We start from the raw sequence: 16,540 nt of genomic DNA, 5'->3' as shown, positions 1-16,540 counted from the left end.
GCTCCGCGAGTCCCCCGAGGCGGAGGAGAACGGCGTCACATCCCCGGCCCCGAAGATTCGGGGCAGCACGCGAGGACACGATGAACCATCAGCTTGGCTACCGCGGTAACGCACTGAACGTACCGGTCGAGGCCCGGGCCCGGCGTGGCGTACGGCCCGTCCCGCAGACCCGTCGGGCTCGCCCCGAATACGCCGGAGTCGCCATGCCCGACCTGACCATCTCGTCCACCCTGCACGATGCCGGCCGGGTCCTGGCCTTGGACGGGGAGATCGACCTGGCCACCGAGAACCGCTTCCAGGACGCGGTCACCGGGGCGCTCGTCACCCAGCCGGACGGCCGTGTCGTCCTGGACTGCACCGATCTGCGTTTCATCGACTCCAGCGGGCTGCGCGTGCTCATCCGCGCGCACAAGACCGCCCGGGAACAGCGGGCCGTGCTGGCGATCGCCTCGCCCATCCCGCGGGTGATGCAGACCCTGCGGATCACGGCGCTCGACACCCGCATCCCGGTGTTCGGCACCGTCTCCGAGGCACTCGCCGCGCCGAAGAGCAACGTGAGCTGAGCCCGGTGGCCGCCATCGGCCACCGAAGACGACGAAGGGGCACGACCATCGCGGTCGCGCCCCTTTCCCGTGTTCCGTCCGGCGAGGGCTCCGGGCCGGTCAGGCGATGAGCAGCAGCCACACACCCAGGCCGGCGACGGCCATGTTGACCAGGGCGAACACCATCACCCACAGGGTGCCCGGGAGGCCGGTGAGCCGGGCCAGCTGGTCGGCGTCCGAGTGCGGGGAGGGCTGGCGGACGCGCTGCCGCTGGAGTTCGAACACCGGGCGGACGCCGGCGAACAGCAGGAACCAGATGAACAGGTAGGCGAAGGCCGCCTGGACCTCCGTCGGGGTGAACCAACTGACCGCGAACACGATGGCACCGGTGCCCACCACGGAGATCACGCCGTAGATGTTGCGGATCATCAGGAGCATGGCGGCCAGGACCACCAGGCTCAGCCACAGCAGCGCGGTGATGTGGTCCGTCATCAGCACGAGGATGCCGAGCAGGCCGATGATCGACGAGGAGACGTACCCGGCGAAGACGGTGAGGATCATGCCGATCCCGCTCGGCTTGCCGCGCGACACCGTGACACCGGAGGTGTCGGAGTGCAGGCGGATACCGGTGAGCTGGCGGCCGCTGAGCAGGGCCACCAGCGCGTGACCGCCCTCGTGGGCGATGGTGACGACGTTGCGACCCACCCGCCACACGGGGTTGAACAGGACGGCGGCCAAGGCCAGGGCCGCGGCGGCGATGACGATCCACTGTTCCGGTTCGGCCTGGGTGGTCAGCACCTCCTGCCAGACGTCACCGAAGGTCGTTTCCACCAGTGGTCCCCCAACTGCGTCTCGACGGTTCCCCCGCGTCCACCACGGACACGGGGCACTGTCCGAACTCTAGCGATCCGCCGGGATGGACCCGGACGGCGCGGAACGGTGCGGATATGTGAGATGGCCGGGCCTCGGCGGTGGTTCGGGACGGGCCCGAGAACACCGCCGGCGGAGGATCGCCTCCGGGGAGAGGGATGCTCCCGACCCGGCGGATCATCGCCCGTTCCGCGCGCTCGCCCGTGGCCACGTGCTCCGACGGGCGATCCTCCTTCCGCAGCCCATGGTGCGGGTGTCGGTTCGGTCGGACCACAGGACCACCACAAAAGGCACATGAGTGCCGCTTCGGCGGGGACGTGCGAAGAATCAAGGCGATGAACTGGCCAAACACGGTGAGGCGACCTAAAGTCACAACCGTTGGTCATTAGCCAACTACATAGAGTGAGGATTTTTTCGTGAAGCGCATCGCTGGAATCGCCTTGATGACCCTCGCCGCCGGGGCCGCCCTCGGCTTCACCGCGGCGCCCGCCTCCGCCGGTGGTCACGACGGATACCACGGCCACCACGGCCACCACGGCCACCACGGCCACCACAGCCACGACGGGATGAAGCCCGCCTCCCCGCTCCACGGGTACTCCGGTCACGGCGACTGGGGCTGGCGAGGCGGCGAGGACGGCCGGGGCCACGGCTACTACTGATCCGGCGCGTTCACACCGTGTACGACGGTGTGGCCCCGGCCCCCGGCCGGGGCCACGCCGCCCCGTCATCCCCGCTCCGCCAGTTTTTTGAGACGCACCAGCGTCTCCTCGATCCCCTTGGCGTTGCGCGCGGGTATCCCCGCGAGCACGTAGAACGCCGGTACCCCCTTCGAGTAGTCGAAGGTCTCGGTCACCCGGGTCCCGCCCTCCGGCGACTCCTCCAACTCGTACCGCCAGCGGTGCGGGCCGAAGTGCCTCCAGGCGATGAGTCGGTCCCTCTCGTACTCCACCACCCGGTTGGTCATCCGGTAGGGCAGCCCGAACATCTTCATGTCCATGCCGAACTCGGCGCCCTCGGTCAGGACGTCCGGACCGAAGAGATTGCCGCGCACGGTCCCCGATCCGTCGAACTCCGGGTGCAGGGCGGGCGACGCGAGAAGTCCGAAGACCCGCGCGGCGGGGGCGTCGACGATCACACTCCGGGAAACCTTGTACTCAGCCATGCCGCCATCATGACACCGCCCCCGAAGGGCCCCTCGACTACCCCCGGACGGCGTGCCGTTCCACTCCGGCGAGTTCGCCCCCCCTCACGTGGATCACCCAGAACGACCCCTTGCGCAACCCCATCTGTTGGGTGATCGGCGCCCCCAGGCGGGTGAGCGCCTCCTCCATCAGGTCGGGAACGAGTTCCCCGTGCGTGCACACCACGGTCGGCCACCCCTCGTCGAGGATGCGGGCGAACGCCTCTCGGGCGGCCGTGACGTCGTAGGACGGCGCCCCCTCCCGCACCGTGAAGGCGCGTTCGGTGCGCATCGACACGTCGGCCTCCACCGTGTACGGCAGCATCGACTCGGTGCAGCGCGCCGCCGCCGACGACACCACCCGGGGCCGCCCGTAGGCGCCCAGCACCCGGGGCAGGGCCAGGGCGTCCGCGCGGCCGCTCTCGTCCAGTGGGCGCAGCAGGTCGCTGTCGTCCCAGGTGCGCTTCTCCCCCGCCGACAGGTGCCGGAGCAGGATGACGGGGAAGGTGTCCACGGGCCCGGCCCGGAAGTTGTCCAGGACCTCCACGTCGTGGTCGTAGGTGAGCCGGTCCCGGGCCTCGGCGATCGGGACCCATTCGACCCGGTCGACCTCCTCGTTGGCCTGGTAGTCGATGGGGGCGTCGGCCTCGGCGGAGGCGGCCGCCCACCATTCGACCTGTTTGGGCCAGCCGTCCTTGAGATAGCGCTGCGGGGGCAGTCGGCGGCCGAGCACGGGTGTCAGCCCGGTCTCCTCCCGCACCTCGCGGACCGCCCCGATGATGGGGTGCTCGCCGTTCTTGAGCTTGCCCTTGGGCAGGGTCCAGTCGTCCCGGGCGGGACGCCGGATGAGGACGACCTCGACCCCGGCCCCACCCTCCCGCCACAGCAGCGCGCCGCCCGCCCGGATGGGTTCGAGATAGCCCCCGACGGCGGTGGTGCGGGGAGCACTGTGCGCCCGCGCCGGATCGATCCGGTCCTCGGTCCCGTCCGCGCTCATGCGCCCTCCACCACTCGCAGGTGCCGATCGCGTCTCAGACTGTCCTGGAGGTCGGCGAGCGGTTCACCGTCCGGACCGTGGGTGACGCGGTCCCAGGTCCCGTCCGCTTGCAGCCGCCATGAGGAGGTTCCGTCGGACATGGCCAGGTCCATGAGACCGATGAGCCGGCGGCACTGCTCGCCGTCGGAGATGCGGACCAGGGCCTCCACCCGGCGGTCGAGGTTACGGGGCATGAGGTCGGCGCTGCCGATCCACACCTGGGGACGCCACCCGTTGGCGAACACGAAGATCCGGGAGTGCTCCAGGAAACGGCCGAGGATGCTGCGGACCCTGATGTTCTCCGACAGTCCCGGCACCCCTGCGCGCAGGACGCAGCTGCCGCGCACCCACAGGTCCACACCGACCCCGGCCTGCGAGGCACGGTAGAGGTGGTCGATGATCTCCTCGTCCACCAGGGAGTTGACCTTGATGCGGATGCGGGCGGGCTCGCCCTTGCGGGCGTTGTCGATCTCCGCGGCGATCTGTTCCAGGAGCCCTTCGCGCAGCGCGGCGGGCGCCACCAGGAGCCTGCGGTAGTGCTTCTTGCGGGAGAATCCGGTGAGGCTGTTGAACAGGTCGCTGACGTCCTCGCCCACCTCGGAGGACGCGCTGAACAGGCCGAAGTCCTCATAGATGCGGGCGGTGCTGGGGTTGTAGTTGCCGGTGCCGACGTGGCAGTAGCGGCGCAGCAGTCCGTCGTCGTCCTGGCGGATGACCATGGACAGTTTGCAGTGGGTCTTGAGGCCGACGACCCCGTAGACGACGTGGCAGCCGGCGTATTCGAGCTTGCGGGCCCACTGGATGTTGTTCTGTTCGTCGAAGCGGGCCTTGATCTCGACCAGGACCACGACCTCCTTCCCCGCGCGGGCGGCCTCGATGAGCGCCTCCACGATGGGCGAGTCGCCGCTGGTGCGGTACAGGGTCTGCTTGATGGCGACGACCTTGGGGTCGACGGCGGCCAGGGCGAGGAACCGTTCGGTGGTGGTGGCGAACGACTCGTAGGGGTGGTGGACCAGCACCTCGCGTTCGCGGATGCCGGCGAACAGGTCCCCGGAGGTGAGCGCGCGCGGCTCGACCGGCACCATCGGCGGGTAGTGGAGTTCGGGCCGGTCCAGGTCGGCGATCTGGGACAGGCCGGCGAGGTTGAGCGGGCCGGGGACCCGGTAGATCTCCTCCTCCTCGGCACCGAGCTCGTCCGCGAGGATGGACAGCATCTCCTCGCTGATGTCCTGCTCGACCTCCAGGCGCACCAGAGGGCCGAAGCGGCGGCGCAGCAGCTCGTTCTCCAGGGAGGTGACGAGGTCGTCGGTCTCGTCCTCGTCCACCTCCAGGTCGGCGTTGCGGGTGACCCGGAAGGCGTGGTGGTCCTTGACCTCCATGCCCTCGAAGAGCTGGGGCAGGTGGGCGGCGATGACGTCCTCCACCGGCACGAACCGGCCACCGCTCTTGGTGCCGAGTTCGATGAACCGGGGCAGGGAGCCCGGCACCTTGACCCGGGCGAACATGCGGCGCCCGTCGCGCGGGTCGCGAACGGTGACGGCGAGGTTGAGCGACCGCCCGGAGATGTAGGGGAAGGGATGCGCCGAGTCCACCGCGAACGGGGTGACCAGGGGGTAGATGGACCGGCGGAAGTAGCCGTGCAGGTACTCCCGCTCGGTGGCGTCGAGGTCGTTCCAGCGCACGATGCGGACGCCGACCTCGCGCAGGGCGGGGGCGACGCTGTGCTCGAAGCACGAGGCGTGCCGGAGCATGAGGTCGTGGGTGACCTCCGAGATGCGTTCGAGGAGGTCACGCGGGTGATGACCGCTGGACGACGCGACGGAGAGCCCGGTGGCCAATCGACGTTTGAGGCCCGCGACGCGGACCATGAAGAACTCGTCCAGGTTGCTGGAGAAGATGGCCAGGAAGCGGGTGCGCTCCAGGAGTGGGATGTCGTCGTCCTCGGCCAGTTCGAGGACACGCTGGTTGAAGCGGAGCCAGCCCTCCTCCCTGTCCATGAACCTGTCGGAGGGCAGTTCGGGAGGTTCGGCGGTACTGGGACCGGCTGACGTCGATACGGGTTCCGTGCTCACAGCTGGCAGACTCCCCCCTTTTCATGACCGGCCGGTGACAACCCCATGAGGGGAAAATGACCGCAACACGACCGCTATGGAGCTTCTGTACCCAGATGCACACGAACACCTGCACTTATCGAGCATAGTTTGCGCAGGTTTCGGCTCGTGGAGGCGGCAATGGGGGCGCCGGCGGGGCGGGGGCGAGGGGACGTCGAGGGGAGAGTCGGACCTTCAGTGCCACCTGTTGGTGATCGTCCTAGACGATCCCGGTCTGCAAGTCCGGGGGCATCAGCACGAGGAACACCCCGATCCGCAGGATCACGTTGAGCCAGGTGTTGCGGAAGCACGTCCACAGGTAGCCGTAGAGCAGACCCGCGGTCGCATAGGTCAACAGGGACAGTCCCATGTCGTAGACCAGACCGTTCCCGGGGAGCTGGGCCACCGCGTCATAGGGCTGGACGATCGCGTAGACGAGCGCGAACAGCACCGACGTGGCCACGATCCCTCCCCAGCGCCCCATGAGCATCTCCAGGCGCGTCTGTAGCATGCCGCGGAAGAAGATCTCCTCGCACACCGAGATCACCGCGAACGCCAGCACGAACCCGATGAGCGGGAAGGACAGGACCGGCAGGCCCACGTAGGGGACGAGCGTGAAGCCGATGAGCCCCAGCACCACGGCCACCGGGATCATTCCCAGCCAGCGCCAGGGAGTGTCGACCTTGAGCGCGATGGCGGGCATGGCGGTGCCCTTGCCGTCGATGACCACACCGGACCGGTCCATGACCAGGAGCGGCAGGGTGAACAGGAACAGCAGCCGGGACACCAGGGAGGCCGACATGGCCAGATCGGTTCCGGTCTGTGTTCCGTACATGTTCAGGATGGTGCTCAGCACGACCATGCACACCACGAATCCCACCGCGAACAGGGCCAGCCACACCAGCTCGCGATTGATGGGATGACTCTCCATCGCGGCGGCGGTGCGCCGGTCCAGTGCGTCCCGGTCCCCGAAGGCCTTGACCAGCGCCCAGGCCAGGATGCCGCCGATGAGCATGGGCGCCCAGGAGACCAGGAGCAGGAACGCGCCCTCGACGGCGATGTCGTTGCGCAGGGCGGGGTCGATGAGCAGGGCCACCGCCACCACCAGGAGGGCGGCGCCCGTCCACCCGGTGAGCCCCCATCTTCGCACCATGGTCACAAGAGTCCCCCCTGTCTCAGAGCACTCATTCTGCCCAAGGGGAAACTAAAAGCTACTTAACGACTACGGTATGTCGTCACCAGGTCGAAGTCGGAGGGTGGGCGACGCCGGAGCCGGCATCGCCCACCCGGGGCCGCGCGTACGTCAGTGTCCGTTGTCCAGCACGGACTTGAGGAAGGACTTGGTGCGCTCCTCCCGCGGGTCGCCGAAGATCTCGTCCGGCGTCCCCTCCTCGGCGATGCGCCCCTCGTCGAACATGAGCACCCGGTGCGACACGTCCCGCGCGAACCCCATCTCGTGGGTCACGCACAGCATCGTGATGTCCGTGGTCTCGGCGATCGTGCGCAGTACGTCCAGCACCCCGGCGACCAGCTCGGGGTCCAGCGCCGAGGTCACCTCGTCCAGCAGCAGGATCTCCGGCCGCATCGCCAGCGCGCGGGCGATCGCCACCCGCTGCTGTTGGCCGCCCGAGAGCTGCGTGGGATGGGCGTCGATCTTGTCCGACAGTCCCACCAGCTCCAGCAGCTCCTCGGCGCGCGCGTCGGCCTCGGCCCGGGAGAGCTTCAGGACGTGCACCGGCGCCTCGGTGAGGTTCTTGCGGACCGTCATGTTGGGGAACAGGTTGAACTGCTGGAACACCATGCCGATGCGCTTGCGGCGAGCGCTCAGGTAGGCCTCGTTCGCCGGGACCAGGCGGTCGCCGCGCGGCATGTGGCTGAACGGTTCCCCCTCCACCATGATCGTGCCCTCGGTGACCCTCTCCAGGGTCATGAGCAGGCGCAGGATGGTGGTCTTGCCCGATCCGCTCGGCCCGATCAGGGTGACCCGTTCGCCGGGGGCCACGGAGAAGTCCAGGTGGTCCAGCACGGTGAGGTCACCGAAGCGCTTGACCACCTGATCGAAGGTGATCAGCGCCTGGGCGTCAGACGGCGGCATAGCGTCGCTCCAGTCGTCGGATGAGGATCGCGGAGGGGATGCTCACCAGGAGGAAGAGGAATCCGACCACGGTGTAGGCCTCCACGATGCGGAAGCCGGCGCTGCCGACCTGGCGGGCCGTGGCGAGCAGTTCGGTGACGGTGATCGCCAGCAGCAGCGGGGTGTCCTTGAACATGGCGATGAGGTAGTTGCCCAGCGCGGGGATGACCTTGCGGATCGCCTGGGGCAGCACCACGGCGCCCCAGGTGCGCCCAGCGGGCAGGCTCAGCGCCCGGGCGGCCTCCCACTGGCCCTTGGGCACCCCCTCGATGCCGGACCGGTACACCTCGGCGGTGTAGGCCGAGTAGTGCACGCCCAGCACGACGATGCCGACGGTCAGCGCCGACACGGTGGAAGGCGCCAACGCGAACACGAACACCAGCTGGACCAGCAACGGGGTGGTGCGGATGAACTCCATGACCGCGTGCACGATCGTGCCGATCACCGGAACACGCCGGACCATCGCGATGGCCAGGCCCAGCACCAGGGCGATGAGGTACCCGAACACGGTCGCCTGGACGGTGACCGCCAGCCCCTGCATGAGGTCCGGCATCACCTGCCAGGTCCATTCGAAATCCCAGATCATCTACTTCGCACCCCCCGATGTGGTGAGCGCCGGCGGCCGCAGCAGGGCGAGGAGCCCCCGGCCGCCCGGAGGTGTGCGACCGAGTCTGCGGTTGGCACGCCGTTCCAGGAGGCGCACGCCGAAGATGAGCACCTGGGCGATGAGGAAGTACAGGATCAGGGCACCGCTGAAGGCCAGTACCGTCTCGCCGGTGGCCTGGCGCATCTGTTCGGCGACGGCGGTGATGTCGGCGACGCCGATCAGGAAGGCGACGGCGGTGGCCTTCATCAGCTCGATGGACAGGTTGCCGAAGGTCGGCAGCATCTGCGCCCAGGCCTGCGGCAGGATCACCAGGCGCATCCGCTGGGCCCAGGACATGTCGAGCGCGATGGTCGCCTCGGTCTGGGCACGGGGCACGGCGTTGATCGCACCGCGCACCACCTCGGCGCCGTAGGCCCCGACGTTGAGGCCCACGGCGAGGATCGCGGCGAATCGGCCGTCCAGCTGGAACCCCGTCAGGAGGGGCAGCGCGTAGGCCATCCAGAACATCAGGACCAGCGCGGCGATCCCGCGGAAGACCTCGACGTAGACCGTGGACACGGCACGGAGCAGCCCGCTGCGCGCGGTCCCCAGGACGCCGAAGAACATGGCCAGGACGAACGCCAGCGCGATACCGCCGACGGTCAGCTGGACGGTGACCCACGCGCCGCCCAGATAGAGCGGTAAGCGGTCGATGAGGAACTCCACGGCGGGATCAGTCCCCGCAGAGCTCGTCGGTGGTGGTGCCGTCGGGTAGGTCGGCCTCGGTGAAGCCCCACTCCTCGCCCAGTTCCAGCAGGCGACCGCTCTCGGTGAACTCGGCGATGACCCGGTTCATCTCCTCCAGGAGCGCGCTGTCCGCGGGGCGCACGCACAGAGCGCCCCAGCCCTTCTCCTCACGACCGTCGATCTCGGGGAAGAACGCCTCGGTGACCTCGAAGTCGCCGCCGCGCTCCAGAAGCAGGTACTCGTGGGAGACCTTGAGCATGGAGACGGCGTCCACCCGGCCGGAGTCCAGCAGCTCGTAGCCGGTGGTCTGGTCGGGGATCAGCCGCATCTGGTCCGTGGGGACTCCGAAGTGCTCGGCGTAGGTCTGCTCCACCGAGGCGTTGAGCACCGCCAGGGTGATGTCCGGGTTATCGGCGAAGTCCGTGAAGTGCTGAATGTCGTGCGGATTGCCCTCGGCGACCAGGAACGCCTCGGGCGAGGTCGCGGTGGGCTCGGTGAAGGCCACCTGTTCGCAACGGTCCGGAGTGATGAACATGCCCGCGGCGATGACGTCGAACCGGTTGGCCTGAAGCCCCGGAATGAGCCCGTCCCAGGAGACCGGGGACGCCTGGATCTCGGGGACGCCCAGTTCCTCGAAGACGGCCTGGGCCACGGCCGGGGACTGCCCGGCGGGTTCACCCGAACCGTCGACGAACCCGAACGGGATCTCGTTGGACAACCCGACGGACACGAAACCCTGTTCCCAGAGTCGCTCCAGTGTGGAGGCGCCTCCCTCTTCGCCGTTGCCGCCCTGATCGACGCGCGTACACGCGGCGAGCCCGAGGGTGACGGCCCCCGCACCGGCCAGACGGAACGCGTCCCTGCGACCGAAACGACTCCGCCTGTTCGCTGGTACCTGCATCTTCGCTCTCACTCCTCGCATCACTCGCGCGATCCTTCGCGCCCCCGGGTGACCCCGGGGGGCGCCGCGCAGAAGGAGACCCGGCGGCCGGAGACCGCTCGGAGCGGCCCCGACCCGCGCCGACGTCGGTCGACGACGTACTCGGGCCCCGGGTACGGGGTTCTCCCTCCCCGACGCCCCACGGAGGTAACGAGACCCCAAGGGTCCGTTATGTACTGGTTATCCGAGGACGGAAAAGCATCCGTTCTCACGCCGATATATACCCCTGAGTGCAGAGTTCATCACTCTGAGTGCGCGATTGAGGCGAGGGCGGGCCCGTCCGGGTTCGCCCGGAGGCCCGATGCCCGCCGGTTCCCGGCCCACGCGAAGGGGCACCGTCGGGCGCGGAGCGCGCGCCGGTGCCCCTTCGCGGAGACGTCTTCTCCGGTGGTGATCCGCCGGACGGGGTGGACGCCCCGGCGTGCGGGTGCCTAGGCGGGGGCGCCGTCCTCTTCGACGACCAGCGGGTAGACGCCGTTCTCGTCGTGGACCTCTCGACCGGTGACCGGCGGGTTGAACACGCACAGGACGCGGAAGTCGGTCTTGGGCCGGACGGTGTGCCGCTCGTGGCCGTTGAGGAGGTAGAGCGTGCCCGGGGTGATGATGTGCTTCTCCCCCGTCTCCTCGTTGGTCAGTTCCGCCTCGCCCTCGACGCAGTGCACCAGCTCGACGTGGTTGGCGTACCAGAACGTCGACTCGGTGCCCGCGTACAGGACGGTCTCGTGGAAGGAGAAGCCCACCTTCTCCTTGGCCAGGACGATCCGGCGGCTGCGCCAGTTCTCCGTCTTGATGTCGGCCTCGGTGTCGGTGATCTCGTCCAGGCTGCGAACGATCACAGGGTTCCTCCTCGTTGGTGCGCTCGTGCGCACGTGACTACCGGTGTGAACGACGCGGGGCCGGTCGGCCGCCCCGAACGGGTGACCGACCGACCCCGCGATGCCGCTTCGGACCCCCGCTCCGCTTCGGTTCGTACTCGGCGCCTCGGAAGGCGGGGACCCTCGGCCACTACGCGAACATCCTCGCTCCTCGGACGTTCGCTCCGGGCCTCCAGAACCCCGCCGGCGCCTCGCGACCTCCTGCGGTACCGAAGGTGACGAACGGCGGACTTACGCGGGTTGGGCCACCTTGGCCGCCGCGCGCGCCGCGTCGGCCATGATGTCGAGGCCGGCCGTGAGCTCCTCGTCCGTCATGGTGAGCGGCGGCAGGAGTTTGGCCACCTCGTCCTCGGGACCGGAGGTCTCCAGGAGCAACCCTCGGTCGAAGGACTCGGCGGCGACCTTCTTGGCCAGGTCGGTGTCGGTGAAGGCCAGCCCGCGGGCCAGGCCCCGACCGCGCACGTGGGCGCCGAACTCGGCGTGCTCGGCGGCCATCTCGTCCAGGCGGGCGGCCACGAGGTCGCCCTTGGCCTTGGTCGCGTTGGCGAAGGCGTCGTCCGTCCAGTAACGGCGCAGCGCCTCGGTGGCGGTGACCATGGCGGGGTTGAAGCCGCGGAAGGTCCCGTTGTGCTCCCCGGGCTCCCACACGTCCAGTTCGCGCTTGAACAGGGTCAGTGCCATGGGAAGACCGTAGCCGCTGATCGACTTCGACAGGGTGACGATGTCCGGAACGATACCGGCCTCTTCGAAGCTGAAGAAGTCGCCGGTACGGCCGCAGCCCATCTGGATGTCGTCGACGATCATGAGGATGCCGTACTCACGGCACAGCTCGGACAGCTCGCGCAGCCACTGGGCGCCGGCGACGTTGATGCCGCCCTCGCCCTGGATCGACTCGACGATGACGGCCGCCGGCTTGTCCAGTCCGCTGCCGCTGTCCTCCAGGAGGCTGCGCAGCCAGAGGAAGTCCGGGGTGCGCCCGTCCATGTAGTTGTCGAACGGCATGGTGGCGACGTGGCCCAGGGGCACGCCCGCGCCCCCGCGCTTCATCGAGTTGCCGGTGACGGCCAGCGCGCCCAGGGTCATGCCGTGGAAGCCGTTGGTGAAGTTGACGATCGTCTCGCGGCCGGTGTACTTGCGGGCCAGCTTGAGTGCGGCCTCGACGGCGTTGTTGCCCGCCGGGCCGGGGAACTGGACCTTGTAGTCCAGCCCTCGCGGTTTGAGGACGATCTCCTCGAAGGTCGACAGGAAGTCGCGTTTGGCGACGCTGTAGGCGTCCAGGCTGTGGACGATGCGGTCGTCGGTGAGGTAGCGGATGAGCGCGGACTTCAGCTCCGGGTTGTTGTGCCCGTAGTTGAGGGATCCGGCTCCCGCGAAGAAGTCCAGGTAGGGACGGCCCGTCTCGTCATAGACATGGCTTCCGACGGCACGGTCGAAGACCACCGGCCAGTTCCGGCAGTATCCGCGGACTTCGGATTCCAGGCGCTCGAAGGTCTCCATCGTGGGTTCCTCGGTTCCTTTCCCCAGGTTCTCGGGCTCAGGGTATGTCCGATCGCCGAAGCGATCGATCCGGTGCGGGTGGCCGGTGGCACTCACGCCTGCTCTTCGTCGGGGAGCCCCAGGGGGCCGATGCGCACGAGGTCTTCGGGCTCGTGGGATTCCCCGTCCTCCTTCGGAAAGTGCTCCTCGGAGAAGAGTGCGGTCCAGGTGATCCGTGCCCCGCGATCGCGTGCGAACGATGCGAACAGCGCACGCGACGCGGTGTTGTCCGGGGTGACGGTCGCCTCCAGGTGCTCGATCCCTCGTTCGACGATCCGATCACCGATGAAGTCGAGCATGTACCGGGCCAGGCGGCGGCCCCGATGGGCCGGGTCGACGGCGACCTGCCAGAGGAAGTAGGTGTCCGGGCTGTCGGGTCGCACGTAACCGGTGAGGTAAGCGATCGGTCGGCCGGTGTCGTCACGGGCGACGACGCTCGTCGCCGCGAAGTCACGGCACCAGAGTGTGTAAGCGTACGGAGAGTTCAGGTCCATACCCGTGGTCCGGGCCAGGGACCACAGGTGCGGGCCGTCCTCGGGTTCGGGATGTGCCAGGCGCACGTCCCCAGGGCTCGCGGCACCGGCACGATGTGCGGAGCCGCGCGCTCCGTTGTCGATACGGTCGCGGGCTTGGAGATTCGTTCGTAGATGCGGCACGTCGAACGAAAATAGCGAACGAAGGTCAATGGGATTACCGAGGGAATCCTCGCGGATGTTTCGCGGGAAGGTGATCGGGTAGGGCTTGTTTCTTTAGTCCCGTTCCAAGCCCGTGACCAGGGCTCTCGCACCCCGCCGCGCGACGATCGATGGAGTGGCGCACGCCCTGCCCATCAGGGGATTCGGCGTCGGGCCCGAGGTGGGGCCGCGTGTCGTGATGACGCGGCGGCACCCTCGGCGCGAGAATGCGGGCCACGGGTGTCGGGGTCAAACATAGAGCCTGAACGAGCAATATTAAGCGTGCGTTAAGTCACATCAATTCGGTGGAAACCTCGCGACATAACGCCATGCTCGCGGCGGCCCCGTGGCGCCGAGGTGCCGCGCCCCCGCCGCGCGAATGCCCTCGAACCCCTCCCGGCCTCGACGAAAGCCGCTCCACGCAAGGGCTCCGGCCGTCCCCGACCCCCGGCCCGGCGCGGCCCGCGCGCGCCGCGTCCCCGACCCCCGATGGGGCGCACGGGACTCGAAAACCGACGAAAGTCCCTGGGAATCGGGCGGGTTTCCAAGCAGACCCCGTGTAGTACGACCCGATGTAGTACTACACTTAGTCGCATCGCTTCGCCGCAGTTCCGGGCGACCGGACAACCCTACGGTCACCCCACCGGCCCTCCACCGAGGGCTCGGGCCGCGGCGGGGCGCGACGACTTCCGCCGACCCGGCCGTGGGGGACACGGTGCGGGCCACCGGCCAGGGACACACAGCCACGGATCGGAGGCACCACGTGAACCGCCTGTACCACGAGAGCGAGGACTGGGTCACGCAGGGGAGTTGCCGTGCGTACGACCCCGAGATCTTCTTCCCGGTGAGCAGCACCGGGATCGGCAGGGCCGACACCGAACAGGCCCTCGCCGTCTGCCGCGGCTGTACTGTTCGCCCGGAGTGCCTGCGGTGGGCGTTGCGGTCCGGGGAGGCCCACGGAGTCTGGGGTGGCACCACCCCGGAGGAGCGTCGCTACATGCGTCGCGAGCTGGCTCCCGCGGTGTAGGACCGGGAAGAGGACCCGTCCCCGGACGGGCGGGCCCGCGTGGAAGGGAACGGTCGGCCCGGAAACCGATGTGGCCGTCGGGTGCGCGGGGGATCGCACCCGACGGCCTCTTCGCGCCCTTGCGGGCCCACCGGACAGGATCTAGGTTTTCTCACGTGCGACCCGCTCACGGCACACTCCGCCTCCTGCGCACGGCGTCACTGGCCGCCGCGTGCACGGGTCTGGCCTGGGTCGGACACGATCCGTGGGCCGGCGGACCGGCCGGCCCGGGAGGATTCGTCCTGGCCACGGTCGTGCTCGCGCCCGTGCTGTGGCACTTCACCCGCGTCATGCGCGGTTTCGGCGACATCTTCGCCGTCATGGCCACCCTCCAGGTGATCCTGCACCTGATCCTCCAGGGGTCGGCCGACCCCGCCTTCGCGACCTTCGACACCGGTGTCGACCACTCCGGCCACGGGGTGCTCGCGCACGCGGTCGGGTTCGCCCCCGGCATGCTCTTGGCCCACCTGTGGGCCGCCCTGCTGGCCTCGGCGCTGTTGGCGTACGGGGAGTCGGCGCTGTGGTCCCTGGCCGCCCTGCTGTCCCGGGCGCTGCCTCCCGCGCGCGCCCGCGCCCTCCCCCTCCCGCCGACCCCGGGGATCGCCGCGACCGTCGCCCCTGCGGTCCCGACGGCACCGGCCCTCTCGGCGCACCGACCGCGCGGCCCGCCCCCCATCGCCCTCGCCGCCTGAGCGGCGCACGCGATGAGACCGGGATCGGCCGACGGCGTTCCCGGTGCGGACCGAGCCCGAGAGAAGAAGAGAAGAATGACCCGTACCCACGCCTCCCCCCTGCGGCGCGCCCTCGTCCCGGCCGTGCTGGTGGCCGCCGCCCTGATGGCTGCGCCCGCCCCGGCCCTGGCGCACGACGTCCTGACCGGTTCGAACCCGAAGGACGGCGCCACCCTGGACACCGTCCCGGAGGAGGTCGTGCTCTCCTTCAACAACGAGCCCATGACGGGCGGCTCCGGCAGCGCCGTCGTCGTCACCGGGCCGGACGGGGAGACCACCTACGAGGACGGCGAGCCCGCCTTCGACGGGCTGGACGTCTCGGTGGGCCTGCTGCCGTTGGAGGAGGCCGGCGAGTACACGATCGGCTTCCGGGTGGTGTCCTCCGACGGACATCCGATCCAGGACAGCCTGACGTTCACGGTGACGGAGGAGGCCGTGGCCGCCGCCGCTCCCGAGGAGTCGGCGGAGCCGGGCGGGGTCGCCGAGGAGACGGCCGCCGAGAGCGCCCCCGCGGAGGAGGTCGAGGCCTCCGAGGCCGCCGCCGAGGAGGAGGGCGGGCTGCCCGTGGGGGTCATCGTGCTCGTGGTGGTGGGCGTGATCGCCCTGGCCGCCATCGCGATCGTGGCCGTCCGGCTCCGCAAGGGCTCCCCCACCGAGTAGTCACGGGGACCGGCCGAGAGGACGAGGGGCCCGCGCGCCTTCCGGTGCGCGGGCCCCTCGTACGGAACGGGCCGGTATCCCCTGGATCGGGTGGGTGTCGCGGTCGTCAGACGCGGCGGGCGAGCAGGATGCTGATGTTGTCCTTGCCGCCGGCCTCCATGGCGGCCTGCCACAGGGCGTGGACGGCGGCCTCGTCACTGCCGGCCTCGGCGATCATGCGTTCCATCTCCTCGGGCAGCACCAGGTCGGAGAGGCCGTCGCTGCACATCAGCCAGGCGCTGGGGTCGGCGGCGTCGTCCCGGCCCACGTGGGGGACCATGCTGCCGCCGGAACTGCCGCCCAGGGACTGGGTGATGAAGTTCGTGGTGACGGGGCGACCGTCCTCGGAAGGAGGCAGCGCCGGGGAGTCGTCCTCGGAGAGTTGGATCAGGCGGCGGCCGTCCAGGCGGTAGGTACGGGAGTCGCCGACGTTGAACCAGAAGTTGCCGTCGTTGTTGAGCAGGACCCCGGCGACGGTGGTCCCCATCCCGGCGAACTCGCTGTGCTGGAGCGCGTGGTCCTTGATCTCCTCATCGATGTTGCTCAACAGTTGGGCGATCTCGTCCGTCCCACCGAGCCTGGGTCCCATCTCCGCCATGCGGTGCACGGCGTGCTCGGAGGCGATCTCACCGGCGGCCTGGCCACCGATGCCGTCGGCGACCGCCAGGATGACGGGTTCGCCGACCGGCAGTACACAACGGACCGGAGAGGTCATGTTGGCACTGGCGACGGTCAGAGCGCCCATGACGATGGCGTCCTCATTGGCGGGACGGATAGCGCCCCGGTGCGTGAGGGCCGTGACGATGACTTCCCCACCAGCGACACCCATACGCC

The 16,540-nt window shown here is 69.3% G+C and carries 18 protein-coding genes; 5 read left to right on the top strand and 13 right to left on the bottom strand.

Features of this window, described 5'->3' with window-relative positions; all coding sequences use genetic code 11:
* The first annotated feature begins 203 nt into the window (after nucleotides 1–203).
* Nucleotides 204–563 (top strand): STAS domain-containing protein, encoded by a 360-nt coding sequence (locus PWG71_RS23805; RefSeq protein WP_274812215.1) that lies wholly within the window; start codon nucleotides 204–206, stop codon nucleotides 561–563.
* A 99-nt stretch (nucleotides 564–662) separates the two neighbouring features.
* Here the strand turns inward: PWG71_RS23805 and PWG71_RS23800 are convergent, their stop codons facing one another.
* Entirely contained in the window at nucleotides 663–1,373 is a 711-nt protein-coding gene (locus PWG71_RS23800) for a M50 family metallopeptidase (protein ID WP_274812199.1), read from the bottom strand.
* A gap of 455 nt (nucleotides 1,374–1,828) precedes the next feature.
* On the opposite strand from PWG71_RS23800, the gene PWG71_RS23795 reads away from it, so the two are divergent.
* Nucleotides 1,829–2,071, top strand: a complete 243-nt coding sequence (locus tag PWG71_RS23795) for a hypothetical protein (RefSeq protein WP_274812198.1) — start codon at nucleotides 1,829–1,831, stop codon at nucleotides 2,069–2,071.
* 65 nt (nucleotides 2,072–2,136) lie between these two features.
* Here PWG71_RS23795 and PWG71_RS23790 read toward each other — a convergent pair whose 3' ends face one another.
* The 11 genes from PWG71_RS23790 to ectA all read right to left on the bottom strand — a co-directional run bounded on the left by PWG71_RS23790 (nucleotide 2,137) and on the right by ectA (nucleotide 13,096).
* Entirely contained in the window at nucleotides 2,137–2,574 is a 438-nt protein-coding gene (locus PWG71_RS23790) for an SRPBCC family protein (protein ID WP_274812197.1), read from the bottom strand.
* Nucleotides 2,575–2,611: 37 nt separating this feature from the next.
* Nucleotides 2,612–3,589, bottom strand: coding sequence for an NUDIX hydrolase (locus PWG71_RS23785; protein WP_274812196.1), 978 nt, complete (start codon nucleotides 3,587–3,589; stop codon nucleotides 2,612–2,614).
* Nucleotides 3,586–5,700, bottom strand: a complete 2,115-nt coding sequence (locus PWG71_RS23780) for an RNA degradosome polyphosphate kinase (RefSeq protein ID WP_274812195.1) — start codon at nucleotides 5,698–5,700, stop codon at nucleotides 3,586–3,588. The genes PWG71_RS23785 and PWG71_RS23780 overlap by 4 nt, the downstream gene beginning before the upstream one ends.
* Nucleotides 5,701–5,938: 238 nt before the next feature.
* Nucleotides 5,939–6,871 (bottom strand): CPBP family intramembrane glutamic endopeptidase, encoded by a 933-nt coding sequence (locus PWG71_RS23775; RefSeq protein ID WP_274812194.1) that lies wholly within the window; start codon nucleotides 6,869–6,871, stop codon nucleotides 5,939–5,941.
* Between the two features lie 150 nt (nucleotides 6,872–7,021).
* On the bottom strand, nucleotides 7,022–7,813 hold the full coding sequence (gene ehuA, locus PWG71_RS23770; RefSeq protein WP_274812193.1) for an ectoine/hydroxyectoine ABC transporter ATP-binding protein EhuA: 792 nt from the start codon (nucleotides 7,811–7,813) through the stop codon (nucleotides 7,022–7,024).
* A complete protein-coding gene (ehuD, locus tag PWG71_RS23765) occupies nucleotides 7,800–8,438 on the bottom strand; it encodes an ectoine/hydroxyectoine ABC transporter permease subunit EhuD (RefSeq protein WP_274812192.1) in 639 nt (212 codons plus the stop codon). Before ehuD ends, ehuA begins: the two co-directional genes overlap by 14 nt.
* A complete protein-coding gene (gene ehuC, locus PWG71_RS23760) occupies nucleotides 8,439–9,164 on the bottom strand; it encodes an ectoine/hydroxyectoine ABC transporter permease subunit EhuC (RefSeq protein ID WP_274812190.1) in 726 nt (241 codons plus the stop codon). It abuts the gene before it with no gap.
* A gap of 7 nt (nucleotides 9,165–9,171) precedes the next feature.
* Nucleotides 9,172–10,086, bottom strand: coding sequence for an ectoine/hydroxyectoine ABC transporter substrate-binding protein EhuB (ehuB, locus tag PWG71_RS23755; RefSeq protein WP_274812189.1), 915 nt, complete (start codon nucleotides 10,084–10,086; stop codon nucleotides 9,172–9,174).
* A gap of 470 nt (nucleotides 10,087–10,556) precedes the next feature.
* Nucleotides 10,557–10,961 (bottom strand): ectoine synthase, encoded by a 405-nt coding sequence (locus PWG71_RS23750; RefSeq protein WP_274812188.1) that lies wholly within the window; start codon nucleotides 10,959–10,961, stop codon nucleotides 10,557–10,559.
* A 270-nt stretch (nucleotides 10,962–11,231) separates the two neighbouring features.
* Entirely contained in the window at nucleotides 11,232–12,497 is a 1,266-nt protein-coding gene (gene ectB / locus PWG71_RS23745; RefSeq protein WP_274812187.1) for a diaminobutyrate--2-oxoglutarate transaminase, read from the bottom strand.
* 92 nt (nucleotides 12,498–12,589) lie between these two features.
* Nucleotides 12,590–13,096 (bottom strand): diaminobutyrate acetyltransferase, encoded by a 507-nt coding sequence (ectA, locus tag PWG71_RS23740; protein ID WP_274812186.1) that lies wholly within the window; start codon nucleotides 13,094–13,096, stop codon nucleotides 12,590–12,592.
* 877 nt (nucleotides 13,097–13,973) lie between these two features.
* Here ectA and PWG71_RS23735 point away from each other — a divergent pair.
* The 3 genes from PWG71_RS23735 to PWG71_RS23725 all read left to right on the top strand — a co-directional run bounded on the left by PWG71_RS23735 (nucleotide 13,974) and on the right by PWG71_RS23725 (nucleotide 15,667).
* Nucleotides 13,974–14,237: a WhiB family transcriptional regulator gene (locus tag PWG71_RS23735; RefSeq protein WP_274812185.1), complete on the top strand. Its 264-nt coding sequence runs from the start codon at nucleotides 13,974–13,976 to the stop codon at nucleotides 14,235–14,237.
* A 155-nt stretch (nucleotides 14,238–14,392) separates the two neighbouring features.
* The gene (locus PWG71_RS23730) at nucleotides 14,393–14,968 is read left to right on the top strand and encodes a copper resistance protein (RefSeq protein ID WP_274812184.1); all 576 of its coding nucleotides are present in this window, start codon (nucleotides 14,393–14,395) and stop codon (nucleotides 14,966–14,968) included.
* A gap of 75 nt (nucleotides 14,969–15,043) precedes the next feature.
* Nucleotides 15,044–15,667, top strand: a complete 624-nt coding sequence (locus PWG71_RS23725; RefSeq protein ID WP_274812183.1) for a copper resistance CopC family protein — start codon at nucleotides 15,044–15,046, stop codon at nucleotides 15,665–15,667.
* Between the two features lie 106 nt (nucleotides 15,668–15,773).
* Here PWG71_RS23725 and PWG71_RS23720 read toward each other — a convergent pair whose 3' ends face one another.
* Nucleotides 15,774–16,535: a PP2C family protein-serine/threonine phosphatase gene (locus PWG71_RS23720; RefSeq protein ID WP_274812182.1), complete on the bottom strand. Its 762-nt coding sequence runs from the start codon at nucleotides 16,533–16,535 to the stop codon at nucleotides 15,774–15,776.
* Nucleotides 16,536–16,540: the final 5 nt, after the last annotated feature.

This window comes from Nocardiopsis sp. N85, assembly GCF_028882275.1.
In the GTDB taxonomy this organism is placed as follows: Bacteria; Actinomycetota; Actinomycetes; order Streptosporangiales; family Streptosporangiaceae; genus Nocardiopsis; species Nocardiopsis lambiniae.
The sequence above is the reverse complement of the archived record's forward strand: the minus strand, read 5'-3'. Positions and strand labels throughout refer to the sequence as shown.